At 72.7% G+C, this 22,608-nt stretch carries 21 protein-coding genes; 11 read left to right on the plus strand and 10 right to left on the minus strand.

The annotated features are described in order from the left end of the window. The first annotated feature begins 88 nt into the window (after nucleotides 1-88). Genes BJ982_RS17395 through BJ982_RS17410 form a run of 4 tightly spaced genes read left to right on the plus strand, consistent with a single transcriptional unit; the run spans nucleotide 89 to nucleotide 3,658 of the window. The gene (locus BJ982_RS17395; RefSeq protein WP_184881357.1) at nucleotides 89-994 is read left to right on the plus strand and encodes an ABC transporter ATP-binding protein; all 906 of its coding nucleotides are present in this window, start codon (nucleotides 89-91) and stop codon (nucleotides 992-994) included. After that, nucleotides 975-1,775: an ABC transporter permease gene (locus tag BJ982_RS17400; RefSeq protein ID WP_184881359.1), complete on the plus strand. Its 801-nt coding sequence runs from the start codon at nucleotides 975-977 to the stop codon at nucleotides 1,773-1,775. Before BJ982_RS17395 ends, BJ982_RS17400 begins: the two co-directional genes overlap by 20 nt. Nucleotides 1,776-1,792: 17 nt before the next feature. Continuing rightward, nucleotides 1,793-2,857 (plus strand): PucR family transcriptional regulator, encoded by a 1,065-nt coding sequence (locus BJ982_RS17405; RefSeq protein WP_203958998.1) that lies wholly within the window; start codon nucleotides 1,793-1,795, stop codon nucleotides 2,855-2,857. 57 nt (nucleotides 2,858-2,914) lie between these two features. Continuing rightward, nucleotides 2,915-3,658 carry a hypothetical protein gene (locus BJ982_RS17410; protein WP_184881363.1) on the plus strand — a complete coding sequence of 248 codons (744 nt, stop codon included), beginning with the start codon at nucleotides 2,915-2,917 and terminating at the stop codon, nucleotides 3,656-3,658. 144 nt (nucleotides 3,659-3,802) lie between these two features. Here BJ982_RS17410 and BJ982_RS17415 read toward each other — a convergent pair whose 3' ends face one another. Next, on the minus strand, nucleotides 3,803-4,765 hold the full coding sequence (locus BJ982_RS17415; protein ID WP_184881365.1) for a quinone oxidoreductase family protein: 963 nt from the start codon (nucleotides 4,763-4,765) through the stop codon (nucleotides 3,803-3,805). 211 nt (nucleotides 4,766-4,976) lie between these two features. Here BJ982_RS17415 and BJ982_RS17420 point away from each other — a divergent pair, with 211 nt between their 5' ends. Continuing rightward, nucleotides 4,977-5,708: a Mut7-C RNAse domain-containing protein gene (locus BJ982_RS17420; protein WP_184881367.1), complete on the plus strand. Its 732-nt coding sequence runs from the start codon at nucleotides 4,977-4,979 to the stop codon at nucleotides 5,706-5,708. 9 nt (nucleotides 5,709-5,717) lie between these two features. Here the strand turns inward: BJ982_RS17420 and BJ982_RS17425 are convergent, their stop codons facing one another. Together BJ982_RS17425 and BJ982_RS17430 are read right to left on the minus strand one after the other, a co-directional pair. Then, nucleotides 5,718-7,502, minus strand: a complete 1,785-nt coding sequence (locus BJ982_RS17425) for a serine/threonine-protein kinase (RefSeq protein ID WP_239122891.1) — start codon at nucleotides 7,500-7,502, stop codon at nucleotides 5,718-5,720. A gap of 93 nt (nucleotides 7,503-7,595) precedes the next feature. Continuing rightward, nucleotides 7,596-8,057 (minus strand): ATP-binding protein, encoded by a 462-nt coding sequence (locus BJ982_RS17430; RefSeq protein ID WP_184881369.1) that lies wholly within the window; start codon nucleotides 8,055-8,057, stop codon nucleotides 7,596-7,598. Between the two features lie 209 nt (nucleotides 8,058-8,266). On the opposite strand from BJ982_RS17430, the gene BJ982_RS17435 reads away from it, so the two are divergent. Beyond that, nucleotides 8,267-9,151: a helix-turn-helix domain-containing protein gene (locus tag BJ982_RS17435; RefSeq protein ID WP_184881371.1), complete on the plus strand. Its 885-nt coding sequence runs from the start codon at nucleotides 8,267-8,269 to the stop codon at nucleotides 9,149-9,151. Continuing rightward, nucleotides 9,148-9,363 carry a DUF397 domain-containing protein gene (locus tag BJ982_RS17440; RefSeq protein ID WP_184881373.1) on the plus strand — a complete coding sequence of 72 codons (216 nt, stop codon included), beginning with the start codon at nucleotides 9,148-9,150 and terminating at the stop codon, nucleotides 9,361-9,363. Before BJ982_RS17435 ends, BJ982_RS17440 begins: the two co-directional genes overlap by 4 nt. Nucleotides 9,364-9,482: 119 nt before the next feature. Here the strand turns inward: BJ982_RS17440 and BJ982_RS17445 are convergent, their stop codons facing one another. From BJ982_RS17445 to BJ982_RS17460, 4 genes are read right to left on the minus strand one after another with little or no spacing between them, the layout of a single operon-like run. Further along, nucleotides 9,483-10,541, minus strand: coding sequence for an ABC transporter ATP-binding protein (locus tag BJ982_RS17445; protein ID WP_203958997.1), 1,059 nt, complete (start codon nucleotides 10,539-10,541; stop codon nucleotides 9,483-9,485). Continuing rightward, nucleotides 10,538-11,407, minus strand: a complete 870-nt coding sequence (locus BJ982_RS17450) for an ABC transporter permease (RefSeq protein ID WP_184881375.1) — start codon at nucleotides 11,405-11,407, stop codon at nucleotides 10,538-10,540. Before BJ982_RS17450 ends, BJ982_RS17445 begins: the two co-directional genes overlap by 4 nt. Further along, a complete protein-coding gene (locus tag BJ982_RS17455) occupies nucleotides 11,395-12,291 on the minus strand; it encodes an ABC transporter permease (RefSeq protein ID WP_184881377.1) in 897 nt (298 codons plus the stop codon). The genes BJ982_RS17450 and BJ982_RS17455 overlap by 13 nt, the downstream gene beginning before the upstream one ends. Before the next feature lie 7 nt (nucleotides 12,292-12,298). Continuing rightward, on the minus strand, nucleotides 12,299-13,465 hold the full coding sequence (locus tag BJ982_RS17460) for an ABC transporter substrate-binding protein (RefSeq protein ID WP_203958996.1): 1,167 nt from the start codon (nucleotides 13,463-13,465) through the stop codon (nucleotides 12,299-12,301). Nucleotides 13,466-13,730: 265 nt separating this feature from the next. Here BJ982_RS17460 and BJ982_RS17465 point away from each other — a divergent pair, with 265 nt between their 5' ends. Next, nucleotides 13,731-13,997, plus strand: a complete 267-nt coding sequence (locus BJ982_RS17465) for a DUF6504 family protein (RefSeq protein WP_184613002.1) — start codon at nucleotides 13,731-13,733, stop codon at nucleotides 13,995-13,997. After that, nucleotides 13,997-17,605, plus strand: a complete 3,609-nt coding sequence (locus BJ982_RS17470; RefSeq protein WP_184888978.1) for a DNA polymerase III subunit alpha — start codon at nucleotides 13,997-13,999, stop codon at nucleotides 17,603-17,605. The genes BJ982_RS17465 and BJ982_RS17470 overlap by 1 nt, the downstream gene beginning before the upstream one ends. Here the strand turns inward: BJ982_RS17470 and BJ982_RS17475 are convergent. Then, nucleotides 17,499-18,176: a hypothetical protein gene (locus tag BJ982_RS17475; protein ID WP_184881381.1), complete on the minus strand. Its 678-nt coding sequence runs from the start codon at nucleotides 18,174-18,176 to the stop codon at nucleotides 17,499-17,501. The genes BJ982_RS17470 and BJ982_RS17475 overlap by 107 nt on opposite strands. Before the next feature lie 154 nt (nucleotides 18,177-18,330). Beyond that, the gene (locus BJ982_RS17480) at nucleotides 18,331-18,975 is read right to left on the minus strand and encodes a response regulator (RefSeq protein ID WP_275411673.1); all 645 of its coding nucleotides are present in this window, start codon (nucleotides 18,973-18,975) and stop codon (nucleotides 18,331-18,333) included. A 178-nt stretch (nucleotides 18,976-19,153) separates the two neighbouring features. Between BJ982_RS17480 and BJ982_RS17485 the strand changes: the two genes are divergently transcribed. Together BJ982_RS17485 and BJ982_RS17490 are read left to right on the plus strand one after the other, a co-directional pair. Beyond that, on the plus strand, nucleotides 19,154-19,861 hold the full coding sequence (locus BJ982_RS17485; protein WP_184881385.1) for an ABC transporter ATP-binding protein: 708 nt from the start codon (nucleotides 19,154-19,156) through the stop codon (nucleotides 19,859-19,861). Beyond that, the gene (locus tag BJ982_RS17490; RefSeq protein ID WP_239122890.1) at nucleotides 19,858-21,552 is read left to right on the plus strand and encodes an FtsX-like permease family protein; all 1,695 of its coding nucleotides are present in this window, start codon (nucleotides 19,858-19,860) and stop codon (nucleotides 21,550-21,552) included. Before BJ982_RS17485 ends, BJ982_RS17490 begins: the two co-directional genes overlap by 4 nt. A 12-nt stretch (nucleotides 21,553-21,564) precedes the next feature. Here BJ982_RS17490 and BJ982_RS17495 read toward each other — a convergent pair whose 3' ends face one another. Then, nucleotides 21,565-22,464 (minus strand): MvdC/MvdD family ATP grasp protein, encoded by a 900-nt coding sequence (locus tag BJ982_RS17495; protein WP_184881387.1) that lies wholly within the window; start codon nucleotides 22,462-22,464, stop codon nucleotides 21,565-21,567. Nucleotides 22,465-22,608: the final 144 nt, after the last annotated feature.

A 22,608-nucleotide genomic window follows, 5' to 3' on the forward strand; every position in this document is an offset into this window, starting at 1 on the left:
GCCTTGCCGGATTCGGGAAAGGAAGGGGGGGTCAACTGTCCGGGAATGCTGCTATCGCGTCTCTCGGGTGCGCGGCACGATGCCTTGCATGACAGCAGTGGTGGAGACCGAAGGGCTGACGAAGTTCTACGGGAAACGCCGGGGGCTTGAGGATCTGAGCTTCGAGATTCGGCGTGGTGAGGTGTTCGGGTATCTCGGGCCGAACGGGGCGGGGAAGACGACCACGATCAGGTTGCTTCTGGACGTGATCCGGCCGACCCGGGGTAGCCTGCGCGTGCTCGGTGCCGATCCGCGTGACCCGGCGGTCCGGGGCAGGATCGGGTATCTTCCCGGCGAGTTGGCGCTGGAAGGTCGTGAGAAGGCGCGCGAGTATCTGCGGTTCCTGGCGGACGTCCGGGGCGGGGTGGCGGCGGGGCGGATCGAGGGGCTCGCGGAGCGGCTGGAAGCCGATCTGTCGGTGCCGATGGGGAAGCTCTCCAAGGGCAACAAGCAGAAGGTCGGGCTCATCCAGGCGTTCATGCACGACCCGGAGTTCCTGATCCTGGACGAGCCCACCAGCGGCCTGGACCCGCTGGTCCAGCAGGAGTTCCTGGCCATGGTCCGCGAGGTCCGCGCGGACGGCAGGACGGTGCTGATGTCGTCGCACGTGCTGGCGGAGGTGGAGCACGTCTCCGACCGGGTCGGCATCGTCAGGGGCGGCCGGCTGGTGGCCGTGGAGGACGTCGGCGCGCTGCGGGAGAAGGCGGTGCGCCGGGTGGAGTTCCATTTCGACGCGCCCGTCCCGGAGGAGGCGTTCCGCGACCTGCCGGGGGTGCGCGACCTGAAGGTGGAGGGCGCGAACGTGGTGTGCACGATCGACGGCCGTCCCGACGCGCTCGTCAAGGCGGCGGCGAGGTTCACCGTCGTCCACATGGTCTCGGCCGAGCCGGACCTGGAAGAGATCTTTCTCACCTACTACAGCGAGGACGTGCACCGTGCCCACGTTGGCGCTTAAGACGCTGCGCGAGTCGCGGCGTGCGATCATCGGCTGGACGATCGGCATCTGCGCGTTCACCGGGATGTACACCTCGTTCTATCCGCAGATGGCGGCGAACCCGGATCTCTACAGCGAGATCGCGATGGCGAAATATCCGGACAGTGTGCGCAAGCTGCTGGGCGGCCTGGAGAACATCTCCACCGGCGTCGGTTTCCTCCAGGCGGTCATCTACCAGCTCTTCGTCCCGCTGCTCTTCGTCATGTGCGCGGTGGTCCTCGGCAACAAGGCGATCGCCGCGCCGGAGGAGTCCAAGACGCTGGAGCTGACCCTCACCCTCCCGATCGACCGCAAGCGGCTGGTGCTGGAGCGGTTCGCCGGCCTGGCCACCGCCTTGCTGACCATCGCGGTCGCCTCGCTCCTCGTGATCGCCGTGCTCGGCGTCGCCGTGGACCTCGACGTTCCCTTCGGAAGTCTCCTCGCCGCGCACACCGGCCTTTTTCTGCTGGTTCTCTTCTTCGGTACACTCGCGCTGACCGTCGGGGCGGCCACCGGGCGCAAGGCCCTGGCGATGGCGGTCGCGGGGGTGTACGCGGTCGGGGGGTACCTGGCGCAGACGCTCGCGGCGGACGTCGAGGTGATGAAGTGGCTCAGCCACCTGTCGCCGTTCCACTACTACAGCCAGGGAAATCCGCTGGTCAACGGCCTTCCGGTGGGCGACTACCTCATCCTGCTCGCGGCGACCGCCGTGCTGCTCCTGACCGCCGTCCTCGCGTTCGACCGGCGTGACGTAGGGGTGTGATGGACGTTCTCGCTCACGTGAGCGAGGCCACGGGGGTGCCTGCCGACCTGCTCGGCGGGTACCTGCCGGTCCTCTCCGCCGCCGCGGCGACCGGGCGCCTGCCCGGCCGGGACGCCGTGGACGCGCTGCGCGCCCTCGGGGCCGAGGCCGCCGAGCGGGGCGTCCCCATGCGCGCGCTGGCCGAGGCGTGCCTGCTGGCCGCCGAGCTGGACGCGGGCCCCGCGGGGGCGCCGGTGCTGGCCGCGGCGCGCCGCGCGCTCGGGGCCTACTTCGACGGGTACGAGGAGGCGCAGCTCAGGGCCATCCGCAGCGAGGACGAGGCCCGGCGCGCCTTCATCGACGACCTGCTGCAGGGACGGGCGGACCGGCTGGCCGAGCGTGCCGAGCACTTCGGCCTGCGGCTGGCCGAGGGGTACGTCGTCGCCGCCGCCAAGGACGCCGAGCCCATCGACGCCGACCACCCTCTGGTCCGGCGGATCGAGGAGGCGCTCATCGCCCGGTTCGGCTCGCACAACATCCTGATCGCCGCCCGCGACGGCCTGCTCGTGTGCGTGGCCCCGGCCACGCTCACCGCCGCGACCGGCGAGTTCACCCACCACGTGCGGGGCGGTCTCGGGCCGGGCTGGCGGGTGGGCGTCGGGCGCCCGCACCGCGGCCCCGGCGGTGTGGTGACCTCCTTCCGTGAGGCGAGCGACGCGATCGCGCTGGGGGAGCGGCTCAAGCTGCGCCCGCAGGTGCTGAAGGCCGCCGACCTGCTCGTCTTCCCGGTCCTGTTACGCGACAGGGCCGCGATGGACGACCTCGTGGCCACGGTGCTCGGTCCGCTGCTGGCGGCGCGCGGCGGTCCCGAGCCGCTGCTGGAGACCTTGGAGGCGGTGTTCGGCGCGCAGGGCAACCAGACCGCCGCCGCCCGCAGGCTCGGCATCAGCACGCGGGCGGTCACCTACCGCCTGGAACGCGTCCGCCGTCTCACCGGTTTCTCTCCCGACGATCCGACGCAGCGCTTCACCCTGGAGACCGCCGTCCTCGGCGCCCGTCTGATCGGCTGGCCCCCGCCGGCGCGGCCCGGCGGCGAGCCGTGATTGATCGGTATTGTCCGGTCCTGTCCGGGGAGGGGGGTGTGCCTTACCATACGGAGCGTGATCACGACCCGTGGGCTGGTTCTCCGGTCGATCGGCACGCTCGTCGGACTCGGCGGGCTGGCCTGCTGCCTGACGATGCTCTACCTCGGCGCTCGCGCCGTCATGTCCGTCGGCGGCTCCTGCGGCTCCGGCGGGCGGTACGCGACGGCGGTGCCCTGCCCGGACGGGGTGGCGTGGCTGATACCGGTGTCCACCATGGGCGGCATCCTGGCCCTCGGGGTGTACCTCGGCCTCCGGCTGCCCGTCGGGCCGAGGCTGGCCGTGCTGGCCTGGCCTGCCCTGTTCCTCAGCCTCGGCTGGGCGTTCCTGGACAGCGCCATGGCCGACCCCGCCCTCGGCCTGGGCATCATGATCCCCGGAGTGGTCTTCCTGATCATGGGAGGGGCGCCGCTCGCCCTGCTCCTCCACCGCAGGGCCGCACGCGCGGTCTTCGTGGGCCCCGCACCCTCCCGCCCACCCTTGACGACCCGGGTCGCGGGCCGGAGCGGGGGGCCGAGCGGGGGGACCGTGCGCTGGACCACGTCCGTGGTGCTGCCCGGCCAGGACGACCTGCCCCGCGACGCCGTGGACCTGGACGACCCTCCCCAGGACCGTCCCACCTACCCGCCGCCCCGCACCGCACCCGCCCCACGTCCGCGCTCCCCACAGTTCGCCTACCTGGACGGCCCCCGCGACGCCCCTGAGGATGCACCCCGCGACGCCCCTTGGGACGCACCCCGGGACGCCCCTTGGGACGCCTGAGCCCGATGAGATCGCGAACGGAGTCCCCATGAGCAACGGGAAGGCGCTGCGCGCCTGGGCGATCGCGCTGCACGTGATCGCGATCGCCGGAGGCGTCTACCTGGGCGTCCTGTTCTTCGGCCTGGCGACGGGGACGGGCTGAGGTCAGGGGATCAGCAGCAGCTTGCCGGTGGTACGGCGGCCTTCCAGGTCCTCGTGGGCCTGACGCACCCGCGCGAGCGGGTACCGGTGCGAGATGTGCACGTGAAGCCGGCCGGACTCCACCCAGCCGAGGACGTCCGCGGCCCGGCCGAGCAGTTCCTCGCGGGTGACGGTGTAGTGCGCCAGCGTGGGCCTGGTCAGGAACAGCGACCCGGCCGCGTTGAGCCGCTGCGGGTCGAACGGCGGCACCGGGCCGCTCGCCGCGCCGTACAGCGCCATCATGCCGCGCACGCCGAGCGAGGCCAGGCTCCCGTCGAAGGTGGCCGCCCCGACGCCGTCGTACACGACCCGCACGCCGCGGCCTCCGGTGAGCCCGCGCACCTTCTTGTCGAAGTTCTCGTAGCGGATCACGTCGTCGGCCCCGGCCTCGCGGGCCAGCTTCTGCTTCTCGTCGGTGGAGACGGTGCCGATGACCCGGCCGCCGCGCAGCTTCGCCATCTGGGTGAGCAGCAGGCCCATGCCGCCCGCGGCGGCGTGGACGAGCACGTCGTCGCCGGGGCTCACGGCGTGCACCGAGTGCGTGAGGTAGTGGGCGGTGAGCCCTTGCAGCAGGACGGCGGCGGCCCGCTCGAAGTCCACGCCGTCGGGCAGCGGAATCGTCCGCTCCGCCGGCACCACCACCTTCTCCGCGTACCCCCCGAGACCGTCGCACCAGCCCACCCGGTCGCCGATCGCGACGCCGCGCACGTCCGGCCCCACGGCGGTGACCGTGCCCGCCCCCTCGGAGCCGAGGACGAACGGCGTCTTGATCGGGTAGCGCCCCTCGCGACGGTAGACGTCGATGAAGTTCACCCCGGCCGCGGCCACGTCCACGAGCACCTCACCCGCCCCCGGCACCGGATCGGGCACCTCGGCGTAGTCAAGGGCGTCGGATCCACCGGGAGTCGTGACGACTATGGCATGCATGGCGTAAGGCTCCTTCTCCACGAGTTCTCCACGAGTTTCCTGGCGACGCCGGGAAGGGTCTGACGTGCGCCGTCGCGGACTGTCGATCGTCCCCAACCCCGCGTCACCCGCCCATTGTTCCCCGATGTTCCCGCGGACGCGGCGGGAACCTCCGACGTCCTCGCGTGAGCGCCCGCGGACGGCACGGCGCACGGCTGGCATACTGGGGATCATGGAAGGACCCGGGCTGCGCGTGCGGTTCGACGAGGATCTCCGGCTGTTCCTGCCCCCTCGGCACCGGCGCGAGGAGGAGGTGCTCCTGCCCTACGACGGCGTGTCCTCGCTCGGCCACGTCGTCGAGACCGCGGGGGTGCCGCTGCCCGAGGTCGGCGCCCTGGTCGCCGGTGAGCGCGCGGTGACGCCCGCCTACCGTCCCGAGCCGGGTGAGGTCGTCGGCGTCGCCGCGGTGTCCCGCCCGCAGCCGATCCCGGCGCCGCGCTTCCTGCTGGACGTCCACTTCGGCACGCTCGCGCGGCGGTTGCGGCTGGTCGGCGTGGACACCGCCTACGAGAACGACCTCGACGACGACACGCTGATCGTCCGCGCCAACGCCGAGCGCCGCGTGCTGCTCACCCAGGACCGGGGCCTCCTGCGGCGCAGAAGCCTCTGGCTCGGCGCGCACGTGCGGGGTTCGCGGCCGGCGGACCAGTTCCGCGACGTGCTCACCCGCTTCGCGCCCCCGCTGGCGCCCTGGACCCGCTGCACGGCCTGCAACGGCCCCTTGGCCCCCGCGGGCAAGGACGACGTCGCCCCCGAGCTGCTCCCGGGCACCCGCCGCGCCTACGACACCTTCGCGCGCTGCCGCGACTGCGGCCAGGTGTACTGGCAGGGCGCGCACGGTTCCCACCTGCACGACATCGTCGCGCAGGCCGAGCGGGTGCTGGCCGCCCAGAAGGCCGGCTGAGGCGGCGCCTCAGCGCGTCGTGGCCGCCCCGGCCGCCGGGCCCTGCACGCCGAAGTCGTCGAAGGACGCCTTCAGGGTGCTCTCGGTCTTGTCCGGGACGCGGGCGAGCAGGCCGACGTCCCCGTTCGGCAGGCTGGACGGCGTGCCGGAGGAGTCCAGGAACGTGGCCACCCGGTCGCCGTCCACCCACATGGAGAGCCGGACGCCGTCGGAGGTCTTGGCGCACTCGGCCTGCAGCTTCACCGGGACGTTCTTCTTCAGGCCGCCCACCGACGCGGGCTGGGTGAGGTTGCCGCCCGCGCCCTTGGTCACGCGGCGGATCCGCGCCTCGCCCGTGGCGGTGATCAGGAACTCGTACCGGCTGGGGTAGCTCTCCTCGTCGGCGCGGCAGAACAGGCCGTACTCGCCGGCGCCGGACGTCTCGCGCACGGTCGCGGTCACGGTGAGCAGCAGCAGCTCGGGCGTGGTGGGGGTCGGCGAGGCGGACGGGTCGGGCGTGGCCGGCTGCCGGGGGACGAAGGGGATGGGCGCCTTGACGATGCGCTCGGCGTGGTCGTCGGCGACGTCGATCGCGTAGAAGCCGTTGGGCGCGTACCCGTAGGTGCTGGAGGAGTCGCCGCTGTAGTCCCCGCCGTCCCAGCCGGTGCCGCTCTGGGCGAAGTCGTCCTGGAACAGGGTGTTCAGGTTGGTGGGCGGCGCGGAGTCGCCGAGCAGCGTGCGGGCGCCGAGGGCCCCGGCGACCACGACGGCGGCGACGCCGACCCCGATGAGGCCCTTGCGCCAGGCCGCCGTGCCGGGCGGGCCGGCGGGGCCGTGACCGCCCGCGAACCGGGTGGCCGTCCCTGGGGGGTGCGCGCCGGGGGAGATCCGCGTGTCCGGGGCGGTGTGACCGGGCGGGACGGGGCCGCCGTATCCGGGGGCGGCGCCGTGCCAGGTCGCGGGGCCTTCCTGCCAGGCGCGGAACACCGAGTGCTCGGCGTGCTCGGGCGTGGTGCGGCCGACCATCTGGTCGAGGATCTGCTGGGCCGTGGGCCGGCGCGCCGGGTCCTTGACCAGGGTGGCGGTCACCAGCGCGCGCAGCGAGGGCTCCATGCCGTCCAGGGCGGGCTCGGTGTTGAGCACCTGGTAGACGATGGACGGCAGCGACTCGCCGCCGAACGGCGCCCTGCCGCTGGCCGCGTACGCGACCAGGCATCCCCAGGAGAACACGTCGCAGGCGGGCGAGGCCGGCTCGCCGCGCAGGACCTCCGGCGCCATGTACCGCGGCGTGCCCATCAGCTCGCCGGTGCCGGTGACGCCGCCGAGCGTGTCCAGGGCCCGCGCGATGCCGAAGTCGATCACGCGCGGCCCGACCGGCGAGAGCAGGACGTTGGACGGCTTGAGGTCGCGGTGCACGATGCCGGCGCTGTGGATGGCGGTCAGCGCGGTGGCCACGCCGACGGCCAGCGCGTCGAGGCTGGACCCGCGCATCGGCCCGGACGCCTGGACGGCGCTGTGCAGGTCGGGCCCGTCGACGAACTCGGTGACCACGTAGAGCTGGTCGCCGTCGAGGTCGGCGTCCAGGACGGCCGCGGTGCAGAACCGCCGCACCCGCCGCGCCGACTCGGCCTCCCGCCGGAACCGCACCCGGAACTGCTCGTGCTGGCTGTACTCGGGGTTGATCACCTTGACGGCGACCCGCTGTCCGGACTCGTCCTCGCCCAGGAACACCGTGCCCATGCCGCCGCGACCGAGCCGCCCGATCAACCGGTAGCGACCTAGCTGGGAGGGTTCACCCGGACTTAGGTTGTTCACGCCGTTGCCTTACCGCTATGCACCTGTTCGCGGGGGCCAGCCTACCGAGATCGGCGCCAGGCGACCGGTCAACGCCGCACGGCGACGTGAAGATCACCTGTCGCCTGATGCCTGTGGTCTGCGGGAATCGAGATCGCGTTCGAACCACACGATCTTGCCTTCGGGGCATGACCTGACTCCCCAGCGGCTGCTGAGCGCGTCGATGAGGAACAGGCCGCGCCCGTGTTCTTCGAGTAACCGCCCGGGAATGCGGGCGCCGGTAAGGATCAACTCTGGCGGGACCGTCAAGATGGGCGGCCTGCGGTCATTGTCCGTCACCTCGATACGTATGCGCGTCTCGTTCCGGGTCACGTTCACGGGCAGCTTCGCGTCATGGTGCGCGTGAGTGATCGCGTTGGTCACGGCTTCGCTCGCGCAGACGATCAGGTCATCGATCACGTGTCCAGGAGCCCAGGTATGGATCATCTCCCGCAGGGGGGCGCGTGTGCGGCTCACGGCTTTCGGCTGAGCGGGCATGTCGAGACGGAAACTTCGAATCTCAACGTTGATCACCATGTCGCGTACCCCTCCTGAACAGCACGATCGGCGGACGCGGGGAACGCTGACGTTCGGTCACCGTGGCCTCGCCGTCCGTAGTGGTTTCTCATCTTGCAATCCCAAAACGGGATGGCGCGGCACAACGCTTGGCTGGAACTCCAGCCCTCTCATGCGCATGTGGGGCGAGCGGCTTGCCAGGAAGATGTTCCAAGCCGAGAGGAGGCGCGATGCGGGAAAATTCCACTATTTTGCGAATAAGGCTAGGGGCCGAGTTGCGGGAGTTGCGTGACCGCCTGGGGCTGAGCCTGGACGCGGCCTGCAAGGCTCTCGCGGAGAGCGATCAAGACATCTCGGTCTCGAAGCTGAGCAGGCTGGAGAACGGAAAGGGCGCCATCCGGCTTCAGGATATTCGTGCGCTCCTCGATTTGTACGAGGTGGCGGGCGGTGCCCAGCGTGACGCGCTTCTGCGGATGGCGCGCGAGGCCAAGGCGGTCGCTCCGGCGGCATGGTGGACGGATTATGAGTCCATTCTTCCGTCCGGTCTTTCGACCTATGTCGGGATGGAGGCCGGAGCCGGACGCCTGCTCACGTTCACATTGACGCTCATCGACGGTTTGCTGCAGACGGAGGCGTACGCGCATGCGCTGATCCGGGCATGGGCGCCAGCCGATCCGCCGGAGACGATCGAGCGGCTGGTCGAGCTACGCGTGCAGCGACAGAAGCTGCTGGTCGCGGAGCCCGGGCTTGAGCTCGTCACGATCATGGATGAGGCGGCTTTACGGCGTCCGATAGGCGGAGCGGCGACGATGCGCGCACAACTGAGGCATGTGGCCGATGTCTGTGAGCGGCTGGCCAACGTGACCGTCCACGTCGTTCCGCTCTGTGCGGGGGCCTACGGTCCCCAGCACGGGATGTTCACGCTGATCGAGCCTCGGAACCCCGCGGACAAGCCAGTGGCATATGTGGACTCTTTAGGCGGAAACTTGTACATGCAGCGGCCGGATCAAATATCCCGATTCAGGGTGATGTTCGATCGTCTGCGTGCCATAGCCCTCGATCCCGAGGACTCTCTGCGGGTCATCCGGGCCGTCGCCGAGGAGATGTCATCATGAGTGCCGCGCAATCACGTGATCTTCAATGGTTCAAGGCCAAGGCGAGCACGTCGGGCAATGGTTGTGTCGAGGTCGCACACCTGCCTGACGGAGGCGTCGCCGTGCGGAACAGCCGAACGCCGGATGAGCCGGTGATCCGTTTCACCGCCTTCGAGTGGGACTGCTTCCTCGATGGGGCCAGGAAAGGCGAGTTCGACCTTCCTACCGTGTGATCCGCTCCTGTGGGCCTCGCCGTCCTTTCGTGTGCCGAGGCGTTCAAGAACAATCGTCGAAACCGGGCGGCCGATGATCGCCGCCCGGTTCCCGCGATTCTTCCAGTTCGCGGCTGATCTCAGGCTGCCGCGGTCGCCGTCCGGGACGACACCAGGACCGGGCGGTCGACGAGGCGTACCGCTGCGCGCCCGCCGGGGGTGAAGTGGGTGGCGTTGTGGCCGGGGAGGTCGGCGGTGAGTTCGGTGCCGTCGGGGAGGCGGAGGAGGAGGCGGACCGAGGCGCCGCGGAAGGAGGAGGTGACGATCAGGGCGTCGGTCTCGCCGCCGGGGGTGACGAGGACGGCCTCGGGGCGGACGAGGACGTCCACCTCTGGTGTGCCGGGTATGTCGCCGTGGACGGGGAGGCGTTGGCCGGCCACCTCGACCAGGCCGTCGCCGTCGAGGCGGCCCGGCAGGTGGTTCATGGTGCCGACGAACCCGGCCACGAACGGTGTCGCGGGGCGGTCGTAGATCTCCGCGGGCGGGCCGGACTGCTCCAGGCGGCCCGCCCTGAGCACCGCGACGTGGTCGGCGACCGAGAGGGCCTCCTCCTGGTCGTGGGTGACGAAGATCGTCGTGATGCCGAGGGAGAGCTGCAGCCGCCGGATCTCCTCGCGCAGCGCGACGCGTACCTTGGCGTCCAGCGCGGACAGCGGCTCGTCCAGCAGCAGCACGCGCGGCTCCAGCGCCAGCGCCCTGGCCAGCGCCACGCGCTGCTGCTGGCCGCCGGAGAGCTGGTGGGGGTACCGGCCGCCGTGCGCGGGCAGGCCCACCAGGTCGAGCAGCTCGGCCGCGCGGGCGTGCCGCCCGGCCGCGGCCACCCCGCGCACCCGCATCCCGAACGCCACGTTGTCGCGGGCGTTCATGTTGGGGAAGAGGCTGTAGGACTGGAAGACCATCCCGGCGTCGCGGCGGTTGGCCGGCACCCGCGTGACGTCCTCGCCGTCCACGAGCACGGCGCCCTCGTCGGGGGTCTCGAAGCCGGCCACGCAGCGCAGCGCGGTCGTCTTGCCGCATCCGGACGGGCCGAGCAGGGCGATCAGCTCGCCCGGCGCCACCGTGAGGTCGAGACCGTCGAGGGCGACGGTGTCGCCGAACGTCCGGCGCAGCCCACGGAACTCCACGCGCGCCCCGTTCACGAACGACTCCTTCTGGTTCCGGCGGTCGACAGGATGAGCAGCAGCGCCCAGGTGAGCAGCAGGCTGAAGATGGACACCGCGACCGACAGCGGGGCGTTCGCGCCGGAGATCGTGACGATCCACACCGAGAACGGCTCGAAGCCGAGCAGCCGCGCGACCGTGTACTCGCCGAGCACGAGCGCCAGGGTGAGGAAGGACGCGCCGGCCAGGCCCGTCTTCAGGTTGGGGACGATCACCCGCAGCAGCACCACGGGCCAGGACGCGCCGCAGTTGCGCGCGGCCTCCACCAGCGTGCGGACGTCCATCGCGCCGAGCCCGGCGTCCAGCGCCCGGTAGACGAACGGCAGCGCCAGCACCGCGTAGGCGACGACCAGAACGACGGGGAACGACGGGTTCTGGACGGCGATGATCGTCTGGTAGAACGGCGTGGCCGCCAGGTAGTCGGGGCCCCAGCGCAGCACCGTGCTGATCCCGGCCACGAACGTGATCGGCGGCACGACCAGCGGCAGCGTGCACAGCACTTCGAGCACCGGCCGCAGCCGCGGCGCGCCGAGCCGCACGGCCAGCATGGCGGGCAGCGTGAGCAGCAGCACGACCGTGATCGTCGCCGCGGCCAGCCCGAGCGACAGCAGCAGGCTCCGCGCGAAGCCCTCGGCGGTGAAGATCTCCCCGTACGCCTCCAGGGTGAACCCCTTCGCGGGGTCGTTCACCGTGAACACGAACGAGGCGGCGAGCGGCGTCACGAAGTACAGCGCGGCCACGGTCAGCACCACCGCCCGCCAGGCCCCCGCCGCGCGCCGCGAGCGCCCGGCCCGGGGCGCGGGCACGCCGGCCTCGGGCAGGACGGCCGGGGTCAGCGCAGCCATCGGGCGCTCCTGCGCTGGAGGGGCAGGTAGACGGCCATGACCAGGCCGGCGACCACGATCATGTCGAGGCTGAGGGCCAGGGCCACGTTCTCGTGGCCGATCAGGACGTTGCCGGCCAGCGCGTCGGCGATCTGCAGCGTGACCAGCGGGACGACGGTGCCGACCATGGCGGCGGCGGTCGCGTAGGCGGCGAAGGCGCCGCCGAACAGCAGGACCACGCCGCCGAGCAGGCTCGGGGTGAGCACGGGGATCCCGACGTGCCGCCAGAACTGCCAGGTGGTGGCGCCGTTGTTCTGCGCCGCCTCCCGCCACTGGGGCCGCAGCCCGTCCAGCGCGGGCACGATGACCAGCACCATCAGCGGGACGGAGAAGTACAGGTACACCAGCACCAGGCCCCAGAAGCTGTAGAGGTTCCAGCCGAGGTCGCCGAGGCCGAGGCGCGTGGTGAGCACGCCGGAGTTGCCGAGCGTGGCGATCCAGGCGAAGGCGAGCGGGACGCCGCCGAAGTTGGCGAGCACGCCCGAGGCGGTGAGCACCGCCTCGCGCAGGGCCCGCAGGCGCGAGGTGACCACGGCCTGGGCGAGGAAGGTGCCGAGCACGGCGCCGGCGACCGCGACGACGGCCGACAGCTTCACGCTGCTGAGCATCGCGGTGAGGTAGGCGCCTCGCAGGGACTCGGCCAGGTTGGCCGTGCTGGGGGCGCCGCCCGCGGTGAACGCGCCGCCGAGCAGCGCGGCGGCGGGGACGCCGAAGGCCAGGCCGGCGAAGACCAGCAGGGGCAGTGCCCCGGTCCAGCCGGCGGAGCGGGTGCGGGCCCTGCCGCCGCCCTCGCCCCTGCTCTTCAGGGGGAGGGCGGCGGGGGCCGCAGAGGTGGTCTCGATCATCGGCGGGTCAGCCGGAGACCGCCGCGCCCCAGCCCGCGGCGAGGACTTCCTTGGCCTTGGTGACCTGCGCGTCGGTCGGGAACTCGGGGGTGCCCTCGACCTTCGGCAGCTTGGCGACCAGCGCGGCGTCGGCGCTGCCGTCGGACTGCATGGACGGCAGGAGCACGGGGCGGGCGTACCCCTTCAGCCAGAGGTTCTGGCCTTCGGTGCTGTAGAGGAACTCCTCCCACAGGCGGGCGGCGGCCGGGTGGGGGGCCCACTTGTTGATCGCCTGCGCGTAGAAGTTGGCGTACTTGCCGTCGGCCGGGACGGTGACCTTCCAGTCCACGCCCTTGGCGGCGAACTGGTCGGTGTAGCCGGAGTTGAGGTAGTCCCAGTCGATGCTGATCGGCGTCTCGCCGTTCTGCACGGTCGCGGGGGTCGACTCGACGGGGTTGTAGTTGCCCGCCGCCTTGAGCTTCTTGAAGAAGTCGAGGCCAGGCTGGATGTCGTCGAAGGAGCCGCCGTCGGCCAGCGCGGCGGCGAACACGCCGGCGAACGCGGAGCCGGACTTGGTCGGGTTGCCGTTCATCGCGACCTTGCCCTTGTACTCGGGCTTGAGCAGGTCGGCGAAGGTCTGCGGGCAGGCCGGGATGCGCTTGGCGTCGCAGCCGATGGAGACGTAGCCGCCGTAGTCGTTGTACCAGTTGCCCTGGGCGTCCTTCTGCCCCTCGGGGATCTTGTCGAAGGACCGCACCTTGTACGGCGCGAACAGGCCCTCTCTGGCGCCGCTGAGGGCGAACGCCGTGCCGAGGTCGAGCACGTCGGGAGCGCGGTCCTGGCCCTTGCGGGTCTTGACGGCGTTGATCTCGTCCGCGCTGGAGCCGTCGGGGTTCTCGCTGTTGACCTTGATGCCGTACTTCTCGCCGAACGTCTTGATGATCTCCCCGTAGTTCGCCCAGTCCGGGGGCAGGGTGATGACGTTGAGCTGCCCCTCCTTCTTCGCCGCCTCGACGAGCTTGTCGAGGCCGCCGAGGTCGGCCGCGGAGGTCGCGGTCGCGGCGGAGTTCGCGGTGGAGGAGGAGGCACCGGTCTGCGCGCCGGTGGCCGGGGCGGACCCGCAGGCCGCGCCGAGAGAAGTCGCGACGGTAAGGACGGCGGCCAGGCCGACGATACGCGTTCGTGATGATTGCACGCTTGCTCCCACTTTCGGAGGTTGTGGGATGAACGTAGAAGAGCAGGGACAACGGCTCGCGACTACTTCCCGGCGCGCGGGTTTCTTCGTGTGAACAGCTGGTGACATGGTTCCGGCCCGCCGGGGCGATCGTGACCGGACGATGACGTGCCCGCGGCCTGTGGTGATTTGCCCTCCGGGGCTCTGGGAACGTATGTTCGAAGTAGCACCACCCGCCTTCCCCCGGGTGCTCCAAGTTCCAGAGGCCCAGGGAGAAGAAGCGCCATTGAGCAGAATCTACGGCGATCCCATCGAGGTGTGGACGCGCGACGGCGAGCCCGCCCGCTTCGTGTGGCGCGACCGGCTCTACGTCGTCCGCCGCGCCCTCGACCACTGGGTGACCTCCCGCGAGTGGTGGAAGATCTCCGAGACCGACCCGGGTGAGCGCCGCTTCTGGCGGGTGGAGGCCAGCCCCGGCGGAGACACCGGCACCTACGAGCTGCGCTTCGACACCGCGAGCGGCGGCTGGCTGCTGCTGAGGGCGTGGGACTGATGTTCGCCCACCTCCACGTCGCCTCCGCCTACTCCCTGCGGTACGGCTCCGCCTTCCCCAAGGACCTGGTCGCCCGCGCGGCCGGGCACGGCATGGACATCCTCGCGCTGACCGACCGCGACGGCCTGTACGGCGCGGTCAAGCACGTCCAGGCGTGCTTCGAGGCCGGCCTGCGGCCCGTCGTCGGCGTCGACCTGCTCCTGGACGGTTCCCCGGGCGACGACGGCGACGGCGACAGAGTCACCGTGCTGGCCAGGGCGGACGGCTGGGCGCACCTGTGCCGTCTCACCACCGCCGCCCACCACGCGGGGGAGCGCGGCGAGCCCCGCCTCACCCGCGAGCTGGCCGGCCGCCACGCCGACGGGCTGCTGGTCATGCTCGGCCCCCGCTCCGACGTGGGCCGCGCCGTGGCCGGGCGCCGCGACGGCCGGGCGCGCGAGCTGCTCGCCGCCTGGCGGGCCGCCGTCCCCGACGTGGTGGTCGAGGTCGTCGACCAGTTCGGGCACCGGGAGGCGAGCACCGCCGCGCGCATGATCGCCCTGGCCGAGTCGGCGGGCGTGCCCGCCGTGCTGACCAACGCCGTGCGCCACCTGGACCCGGGGGACTACCGCGTCGGCGACGTGCTGGACGCCGCGCGCAAGCTCGTCCCCCTGCACACGCGCCACCTGGAGCACTCCGCCTCCCACGCCTATCTCAAGAGCGGCGAGGAGATGGGGCGTGTGGCCCTGCGGATCTGCGGCGGCGACCAGGCCCGCGCGTCCCGGCTGCTCGCCCGCACGCGGGAGACCGCCGAGCGGTGCGCGCTGGACCCCTTGGAGGTCCTGGCGCTGCGCGGCGGGCGGGAGCGGCTCCACCTGCCCGAGGTCGACGGCGACGCCGTCCCCCTGCTGCGCGGCCGGTGCGAGGAGGGCCTGGTGGCCCGGGGGATGGAACGGTCCAGCGAGGCGCGCGAGCGGCTGGAAGACGAGCTGCGCGTGATCGAGGCGAAGCAGCTGTCCGGCTATTTCACGGTCGTCTCCGACATCACCGACATGATCCGCCGAATGGGCGTGCGCTGCGCGATCCGCGGCTCGGGCGCCGGCAGCCTGGTCAACTACCTCATCCGCATCGGCGAGGTGAACCCCCTCGAACACGGCCTCCTCATGGAGCGCTTCCTGTCCGAAGGCCGCAAAGGGCTGCCCGACATCGACGTGGACGTGGAGTCCGCGCGCCGCCTGGACTGCTACCGCGCCATCCTGGACCGCTACGGCGAGGACCGTGTCGCCTGCGTCTCCATGATGGAGACCTACCGCGCCCGCAGCGCCATCCGCGACGTCGGCGCCGCCATGGGCCTGCCCCCGCACGAGATCGACGTCATCGCCAAGGCGTTCCCGCACATCAGGGCCAGGCAGATCCGCGCCGCCCTGTCCGACCTTCCCGAACTGCGCGACAGCGGCCTCGGCGACCGCGCCCTGGCCACGATGTTCGAGCTCGCCGAAAAGCTGGACGGCCTGCCCCGGCACATCGCCCTGCACCCCTGCGGCGTGCTCGTCGGCAACTCCGGCCTGCGCGACCGCACCCCGGTCGAACGCAGCCTGCTGGAGTTCCCGATGAGCCAGTTCGACAAGGAGGACGTCGAGGAGGCCGGGCTGCTGAAGCTCGACGTGCTCGGCGTGCGCATGCAGTCGGCGATGGCGTACGCTCTCGGCGAGATCAGGCGGGTGGACGGCGAGGACGTCGACCTGGACCGGGGCGTCCCCCGGGACGACCGGGCGACCTACGACATGATCCGCACCGGGCACACGCTCGGCTGCTTCCAGATCGAGTCCCCCGGCCAGCGGGAACTGGTGTCCAAGCTGGAGCCCCGTACCATGCACGACCTGATCGTCGACATCTCGCTGTTCCGGCCGGGCCCGGTCAACTCCGACATGGTCACCCCTTACCTGGAGGCCAGGCACGGCTGGCGCGAGCCGTCCTACCCGCACCCGAGGCTCAGGCCCGCGCTGCGCGAGACCCACGGCGTCGTCATCTTCCACGAGCAGGTCCTGCGGGTCGTCGACGCCATGACCGGCTGCGGGCTGTCGGAGGCCGAGAGCGTCCGCCGCGCGCTGTCCTCGCCCGAAGGGCGCGAGGCGGTCCGCGCGTGGTGGGAGGGCGCGGTGCTCCCCGAGTTCGACCGCGAGACCACCGACCGCGCCTGGAAGGTGCTCGACGCGTTCGGCTCGTTCGGGTTCTGCAAGGCGCACGCCGCCGCGTTCGCGCTCCCCACCTACCAGTCGGCCTGGCTGAAACGCCACCACGCCGCCGCGTTCTTCGCCGGGGTGCTCACCCACGAACCGGGCATGTACCCCAACCGGGTCATCCTCGACGAGGCCCGCCAGTGCGGGGTGGCCGTCCTGCCCCTGGACGTCAACCGCTCGGGACGGCAGTGGCTCGTCGAGCGGTGCCCCGCCCCGCCCTCCGACGCCCCGCCCGAAGACCCTCCCCGCCGCGTCGGCGAGGGGTACGGCCTGCGGGTGCCGTTCTCGTCGGTCAAGGGCGTCAGCGAGGCCGAGGTCGAGCGCATGGTCGCCGGGCGGCCGTACACCTCGCTCGCCGACTTCTGGGAGCGCGCCCGGCCGTCACGGCCGGTCGCCGAGCGCATCGTGCAGGTCGGCGGCCTCGACGCGCTGTACGGGCTGCACCCCGGAGGGCCGCGCTGGCGGCCGGGCGAGCTGACGCGGCGCGACCTGCTCGCCCAGGTCGGCACCCTGGAGCGCGCCTCGGCGACGGGCGTGCGCGCCGCGCGGCGCGCCGGGACCGGACGCGCCAGGGCCCAGCCTCCCCCCGAGGCCGGAACGGACGCCGTGCAGATCCCGATGGGCTTCACCGAGCACGTCCGGCCGGGCGAGCTGCCCGAGATGACCGAGGCGGAGGCCGTGCAGGCCGAGCTGGAGATCCTCGGCATGGACGTCAGCCACCACATCATCGCCTTCCACGAGGACCTGCTCGCCGCGATCGGCGTCGTCAGGGCCTCGGAGCTGCTCACGATGCGCAACGGCGCCGAGATCCTCGTCGCCGGGGTGAAGGTCGCCACCCAGACCCCGGCCGTGCGCTCGGGGCAGCGCGTCGTCTTCACCACCCTGGACGACGCCACCGGGCCGATCGACCTGACCTTCTTCGAGTCCGTGCAGGGCCACTGCGCCGCCACGCTGTTCGGGTCGTGGCTGCTGGTCGCCAAGGGCGCCGTGCGGCGGGTCGGGGCCCGCGCCGTCTCGCTGCGCGCCCTGGACTGCTGGAACCTCGTCGAGCTCGACGAGATCTGGCGCACCGAGGGAATCGACGCGGTGCGCGCGGTGCTGGGCGCCGCCCCCGCGAACCGGGGCGGGGTCGGCGGGCGGCCCCTGGACTACGGCAACGGCTACCGGCTCTCACCGTACGCCGACATCGGCCCGGCCTCGGGCGTGCGGACCGCGCCGCGCAAGCTGTGGCACGCCAGCCCCGGCAGCTCGGGGCCGCCGCCCGCGCCGCAGCGCCTGGACCTCAATCCCGGGCCGGGTACGTGTGCCGGGGGAGCGAGCGCAGGGCGGGCAGCAGCTTCAGGCGGGGCGCGATCCCCGAAGGACGCGCGCTCATCCGCGCCTCGGTGACCTCGTGGACCGTCACCGCACACAGCAGCGCGGCCAGCACCGCCACCGCGAGCTCGGGCACGCCGAGCCCGGTGAGGTCCTTGCCCTGCGGGGCGCCCGTCACGGGCAGCCGCGACCCGATGAGGAACAGGATGCCGAGCCAGCTCGCCCACCAGGCGGCGAGCATCGCGATCCACACCTTGCGGCGGCCCTCGCGCAGCCCCGCGTCCTCGCGCAGGGCGTGCAGCAGCAGCGCCGGCGCCGCCAGGTTCAGCACGGGGACGAACCAGGCGATGGCGATCATGCCCGGTGTCGCGCCGGCCTGCCGCAGCCACGCGAAGTACGAGAACCCGGCCGCGACCGTGGCCGCCGCCACCAGAAGGATCAGCACCGCGAACCAGGTCATCGCGCCCGTGACGGCCGCCGCGCCCGGCGCGGCGGGGTCGGCGCCGAGCCGCGCGACGTGCCGGGCCAGCGCCTCGCCCCGGGCCCGCTCGAAGACGACCAGGCAGGCGAACGTGGCGATCTGGGCCGCGAGCGCCAGGTAGACGCCGACCGCCGACCTGCGCACTGAGGATCGGGCATAGCGCATGTCTCTCTCCCCCCGGCATGCGCCTCGGTCGTGTTCGCTCTGCGACGTAGCGCGACGCCTGACTCACTCCTATCCAGGAGATCGCCGCGCTAATCGGCGAGCCGGGGGAGAGATCCCGGACCCTCCGCGAGATGATCTGAGGTTCGTCCGGCGGTCAGCGCACGACGCCGGACTCCCACGCCCACGCGGCGGTCTCGACGCGGTTACGGACGCCCAGTTTCGCCTGGATGCTGCTGAGATGCGTCTTCACCGTGGACAGGGAGACGAACAGCTCGGCCGCGACCTCCTGGTTGGTCCGGCCCCGCGCGACCAGCCGCACGACGTCGTACTCCCGCTCGGTCAGCGGCTCGCGCGGCGGCCTTCCCTGGCGGGCCGCGGGCCGGGCCAGGTGTTGCAGCAGGCGCACCGTCACCGACGGCGAGACCAGGGCGTCGCCGTTGGCGGCGGCGCGGACCGCCTCGATCAGCAGGGTGGGCCCGCTGTCCTTCAGCAGGAACCCGCACGCGCCCGCCCGCAGCGCGCCGTACACGTACTCGTCCAGGTCGAAGGTGGTGACGATCACCACGCGCATGGGGTCGGGGACGCCGGGACCCGCGAGGATCTTGGTGACCTCCAGGCCGTCGAGCCGGGGCATCCGGATGTCCAGCAGGCACACGTCGGGGCGCAGCCTGCGGGCCTGCTCCACCGCCGCCGCGCCGTCGGCGACCGCCGCGACGACCTCGATGTCCGGCTGGGCGTCGAGGATCATCTGGAATCCGGTTCGCACAAGCTCCTGGTCATCCGCGACGAGTACCCTCACCCGCCCGATTCTGCCAGCCCCCGGGCACGGCCGCCGCCGCACGGGCGAGCGGCGGCGGGCGGATCGACCGGCGCGGGCGGGTGCGGCGTGCGGGTCGGTCATTCGGCCGACCGCCGGGCCGCCGGATCCGACGGGCGGCCGATCCGCGGGGCGGCACCGCCCGGCCATGCTCGGGGACATGTCCGCGCACATCGTTCTGGAAGGCCGTGGCCTCAGGAAGAGCTTCGGTACCGCCACCGCCCTCGCCGGCGTCGATCTCGCGATCGGCCGCGGCGAGGCCGTCGCCGTCATGGGTCCCAGCGGCTCGGGGAAATCGACCCTGCTCCATTGCCTCGCCGGGATCATGAAGCCGGACTCCGGCGAGGTCCACCTGCTCGGCGAGCGGATCGACGCGCTCGGCGAGCGCCGCCGCAGCGCGCTGCGCCGCACCCGTTTCGGCTTCGTCTTCCAGTTCGGCCAGCTCCTGCCCGAGCTGCCCGCGGACGAGAACGTCGCGCTGCCCCTCATGCTCGGCGGCACGTCGCGGGCCCAGGCCGTGCGGCAGGCCCGGTCGTGGTTCGGCCCGCTCGGGCTGGCCGGGCTGGAGGGACGCCGCCCGGGCGAGCTGTCCGGCGGGCAGGCCCAGCGCGTGGCAATCGCCCGGGCGCTCGTCACCCGGCCCGCCGTCGTCTTCGCCGACGAGCCCACCGGCGCGCTCGACCAGGCCACCGGCCAGGACACCATGCGCCTGCTCGTCGAGGCCGCCAAGCACAACGACGCCTGCCTGGTCGTCGTCACCCACGACCCCGCCGTCGCCGCCTGGTGCGACCGCGTGGCCGAGGTGCGCGACGGCCTCATCGTCCCCCCGCACGCGGCGCGCGCCGCGGGCCAGGGGAGGACGGCGTGAGCGGCCTCCTGGACCTCACCTGGCGCCTGATCAAGGGCGGCGGGCGGCGAGGGACGCTGGGGTCGGCCCTCACCGTGGCGGCGGTCGCCGTCTCGACCGGCCTGCTGCTGTTCGCCGTGGCCGTCAACGTCGCCTTCGACGGGCGCGCCCAGCGCGCCGCCTGGCGCGAGCCCGTCGCCGCCACGGGCGCCCCGCGCGCGATCGAGGCGGTCCGCACCCACTTCACCGGCGACCTGCCGGTCACCGTCGTCCATGTGGCGGTGCTCGACCCCGGCGTGCGCCCGCCCGCAGGGGTGTCCCGCCTGCCGGGGCCGGGCGAGACGCTGCTGTCGCCCGCGCTCGCCCGCGACCCCGCCGCGGCGCGCGGCGTCCCGGGGAAGGCCGTGGGGACGATCGGGGACGAGGCCCTGGCCCACCCCGACGAGCTGGTCGCGCTGGCCGGGCACGCGCCCGGCGACCCGGTGATGAAGGAGCGCTGGACCGGTGACTACCGGTTCGGAACGTCCGCCGTGAAGGTCTCCGGCTTCGCCGGAACGCAGAGCAACACCGCCGTCGGGTACCGGGTGCTCGCCGCGCTCGCCGGCGTGCTCATGATCGTGCCGCTGCTCGTGTTCGGGGGCGCGGCGGCACGGCTCACCGTCGCACGCCGCGACCAGCGGCTCGCCGCCCTGCGCCTGATCGGCGCGACGCCCGGCCAGGTGGTGGCGATGACCGTCGCCGAGGCCGTGATCACCGCCTTCGCCGGCGCGGTGCTGGGGCTGGTCCTCTACGCCGCCGCGGCTCCGTCCCTGCGGCGGATCGAGATCACCGGCGGCACGTGGTTCGCCTCCGACATCTGGCCGGGCGTGCTGCCCGTGGCCGCCGTGCTGGTGGCGGTGCCGCTGCTGGTCGGCCTGTCGGCGGTCGCCGGCCTGCGCAGGGTCGTCGTCAGCCCGCTCGGCGTGGCCCGGCGCCAGACGCCGCCCGCGCTGCGGTTCGTGCGGGTCGTCGCGCTGGTGGCCGTCCTCGCCGCGGTGCCCGTCACGGGCATGGGCGCGCGGCTCGGCGTGATCCTCGCCGTGCTCGCGCTCGCGTTCCTCGCCCTCAACGCGGCCGGCGCGTGGGTGGTCGGCATGATCGGCCGAATCGTGGCGGCGACCGCGCGCGGCCCGGCGCGCCTGCTGGCCGGGCGGCGGCTCACCGACGACCCCAAATCGGCCTGGCGCACGGTGAGCGGGGTGGCGATGACGGGCTTCGTCGCCGGGTTCGTCGGCCTGCTCACCCCGCCCGGGGACCTGGCCACCGACAAGATGACCGCCCTGCTGCTGCGGGACGTGCGCACCGGCACGCTGGTCGTCCTCGCCGTGTCGTTCCTGATCGCGATCGTCAGCGCGGGCGTCACGGCGGCGTCCTCGATCCTCGACCGCCGCCAGGCGTACGCGCTGCTGCGCCTGGCGGGCACGCCGCTGGAGGTGCTCGACCGCGCCCGGCGCGTCGAGACGCTCCTGCCGCTCACCGTCATGGGAGGCGGCTCGATCGCCACCGGCCTGCTGTGCGCGACGCCCTTCGCCATCGGGGCCATGAGCGCGGCGGGGGCGGTCACGCTGCTGTGCTGCGTGGCCCTCGGCTTCGGCGGGGTCGTCGCGGCGGGCGCGCTGACCCGTCCCCTGCTCCGCTCGGTGGCCACCGACCCGGCGCCCCGCCCCGACTAGCCCGGCCCCGGGTCAGGCGCCGGGCGTGCCGTCCAGCAGCACGTCGCACAGGGCGTCGGTGATGGGCATCCCGGTGACCTCCTCGATCAGCAGGAAGCCGCCCTCGGGGTTGACCTCCAGGAACACGTAGTGGTCCTCGGGCGTCAGCGTCAGGTCGATCGTCCCGAAGGACAGGCCGAGGTGCGCCATGACGCCGAGGCAGCGCGCCCGCACCTCCTCGGGGAGGTCGTGGGCGCGCAGCCGTCGTACGCTCCGCGGCGAGTGGATCTCGGTGGCGAACACGCGGGAGCCGGTGACGATCACCCGCAGCGCCAGCCTGCGCAGCACCCGCGCCTGCGCGACCAAGGGGAAGGGGCCCGTGCCCGCGGGGTCGGTGAGCACGGGCGCCTCCTCCTCCGGCACGGGCGGCGGCTCGCTCACGTCCCACGGGCGGTCGAGCACCCGGGCCACGATCTGCCCGTGATGGGCCAGGTAGAAGTCCAGCAGCTCCTCGTGGTCGGTGCTGATCAGCGTGGACGGCAGCTCGAAGCCCGCGCGGCCCGCCACCGAGAGCTGGTACAGCTTGCGCTGGGCCCTGCGGATCGCCGCGCGCGTGGCCGGCACGGCCAGGCAGTCCAGGGTGTCCCACACGTCGGAGGCGAACCCGTCCTGCTGGGTGCTGCCCTCGACGGGCGGCCCGGGACGCCGGAACCACACCGAGGTGAGCCGGTCGAGGTCCACGCGCCGTCCGGCGGCGAGGAGCACGCGCCGCGCCGTGCCGGAATGGTCCAGCGTGACGGACAGGCGCGCGGCGCCGGGGAACCATCCCGGCTCTAAGACGAGCGCGTCGGCCCCCCGCCCGACGAGGGCGCGCGCCACGTGCCGCGCCTGGGTGTCGCCATCCTCGGTGAGGATGAGCACCGTACTACTCATGTCCCGATCTCCACTCGTGCCCGAGGATCGGGGGCGGCCCGCCTCGGCGTTCCATGGACGGTTCACGATGACGCGCGGCACTTGATCACGGCTTGTCGGCGCGGCGGGGCGACTTGCGGATGGCTTGGAGCACTACGCGACCGG

The sequence above is a fragment of the Sphaerisporangium siamense genome, from assembly GCF_014205275.1.
GTDB lineage: Bacteria > Actinomycetota > Actinomycetes > Streptosporangiales > Streptosporangiaceae > Sphaerisporangium > Sphaerisporangium siamense.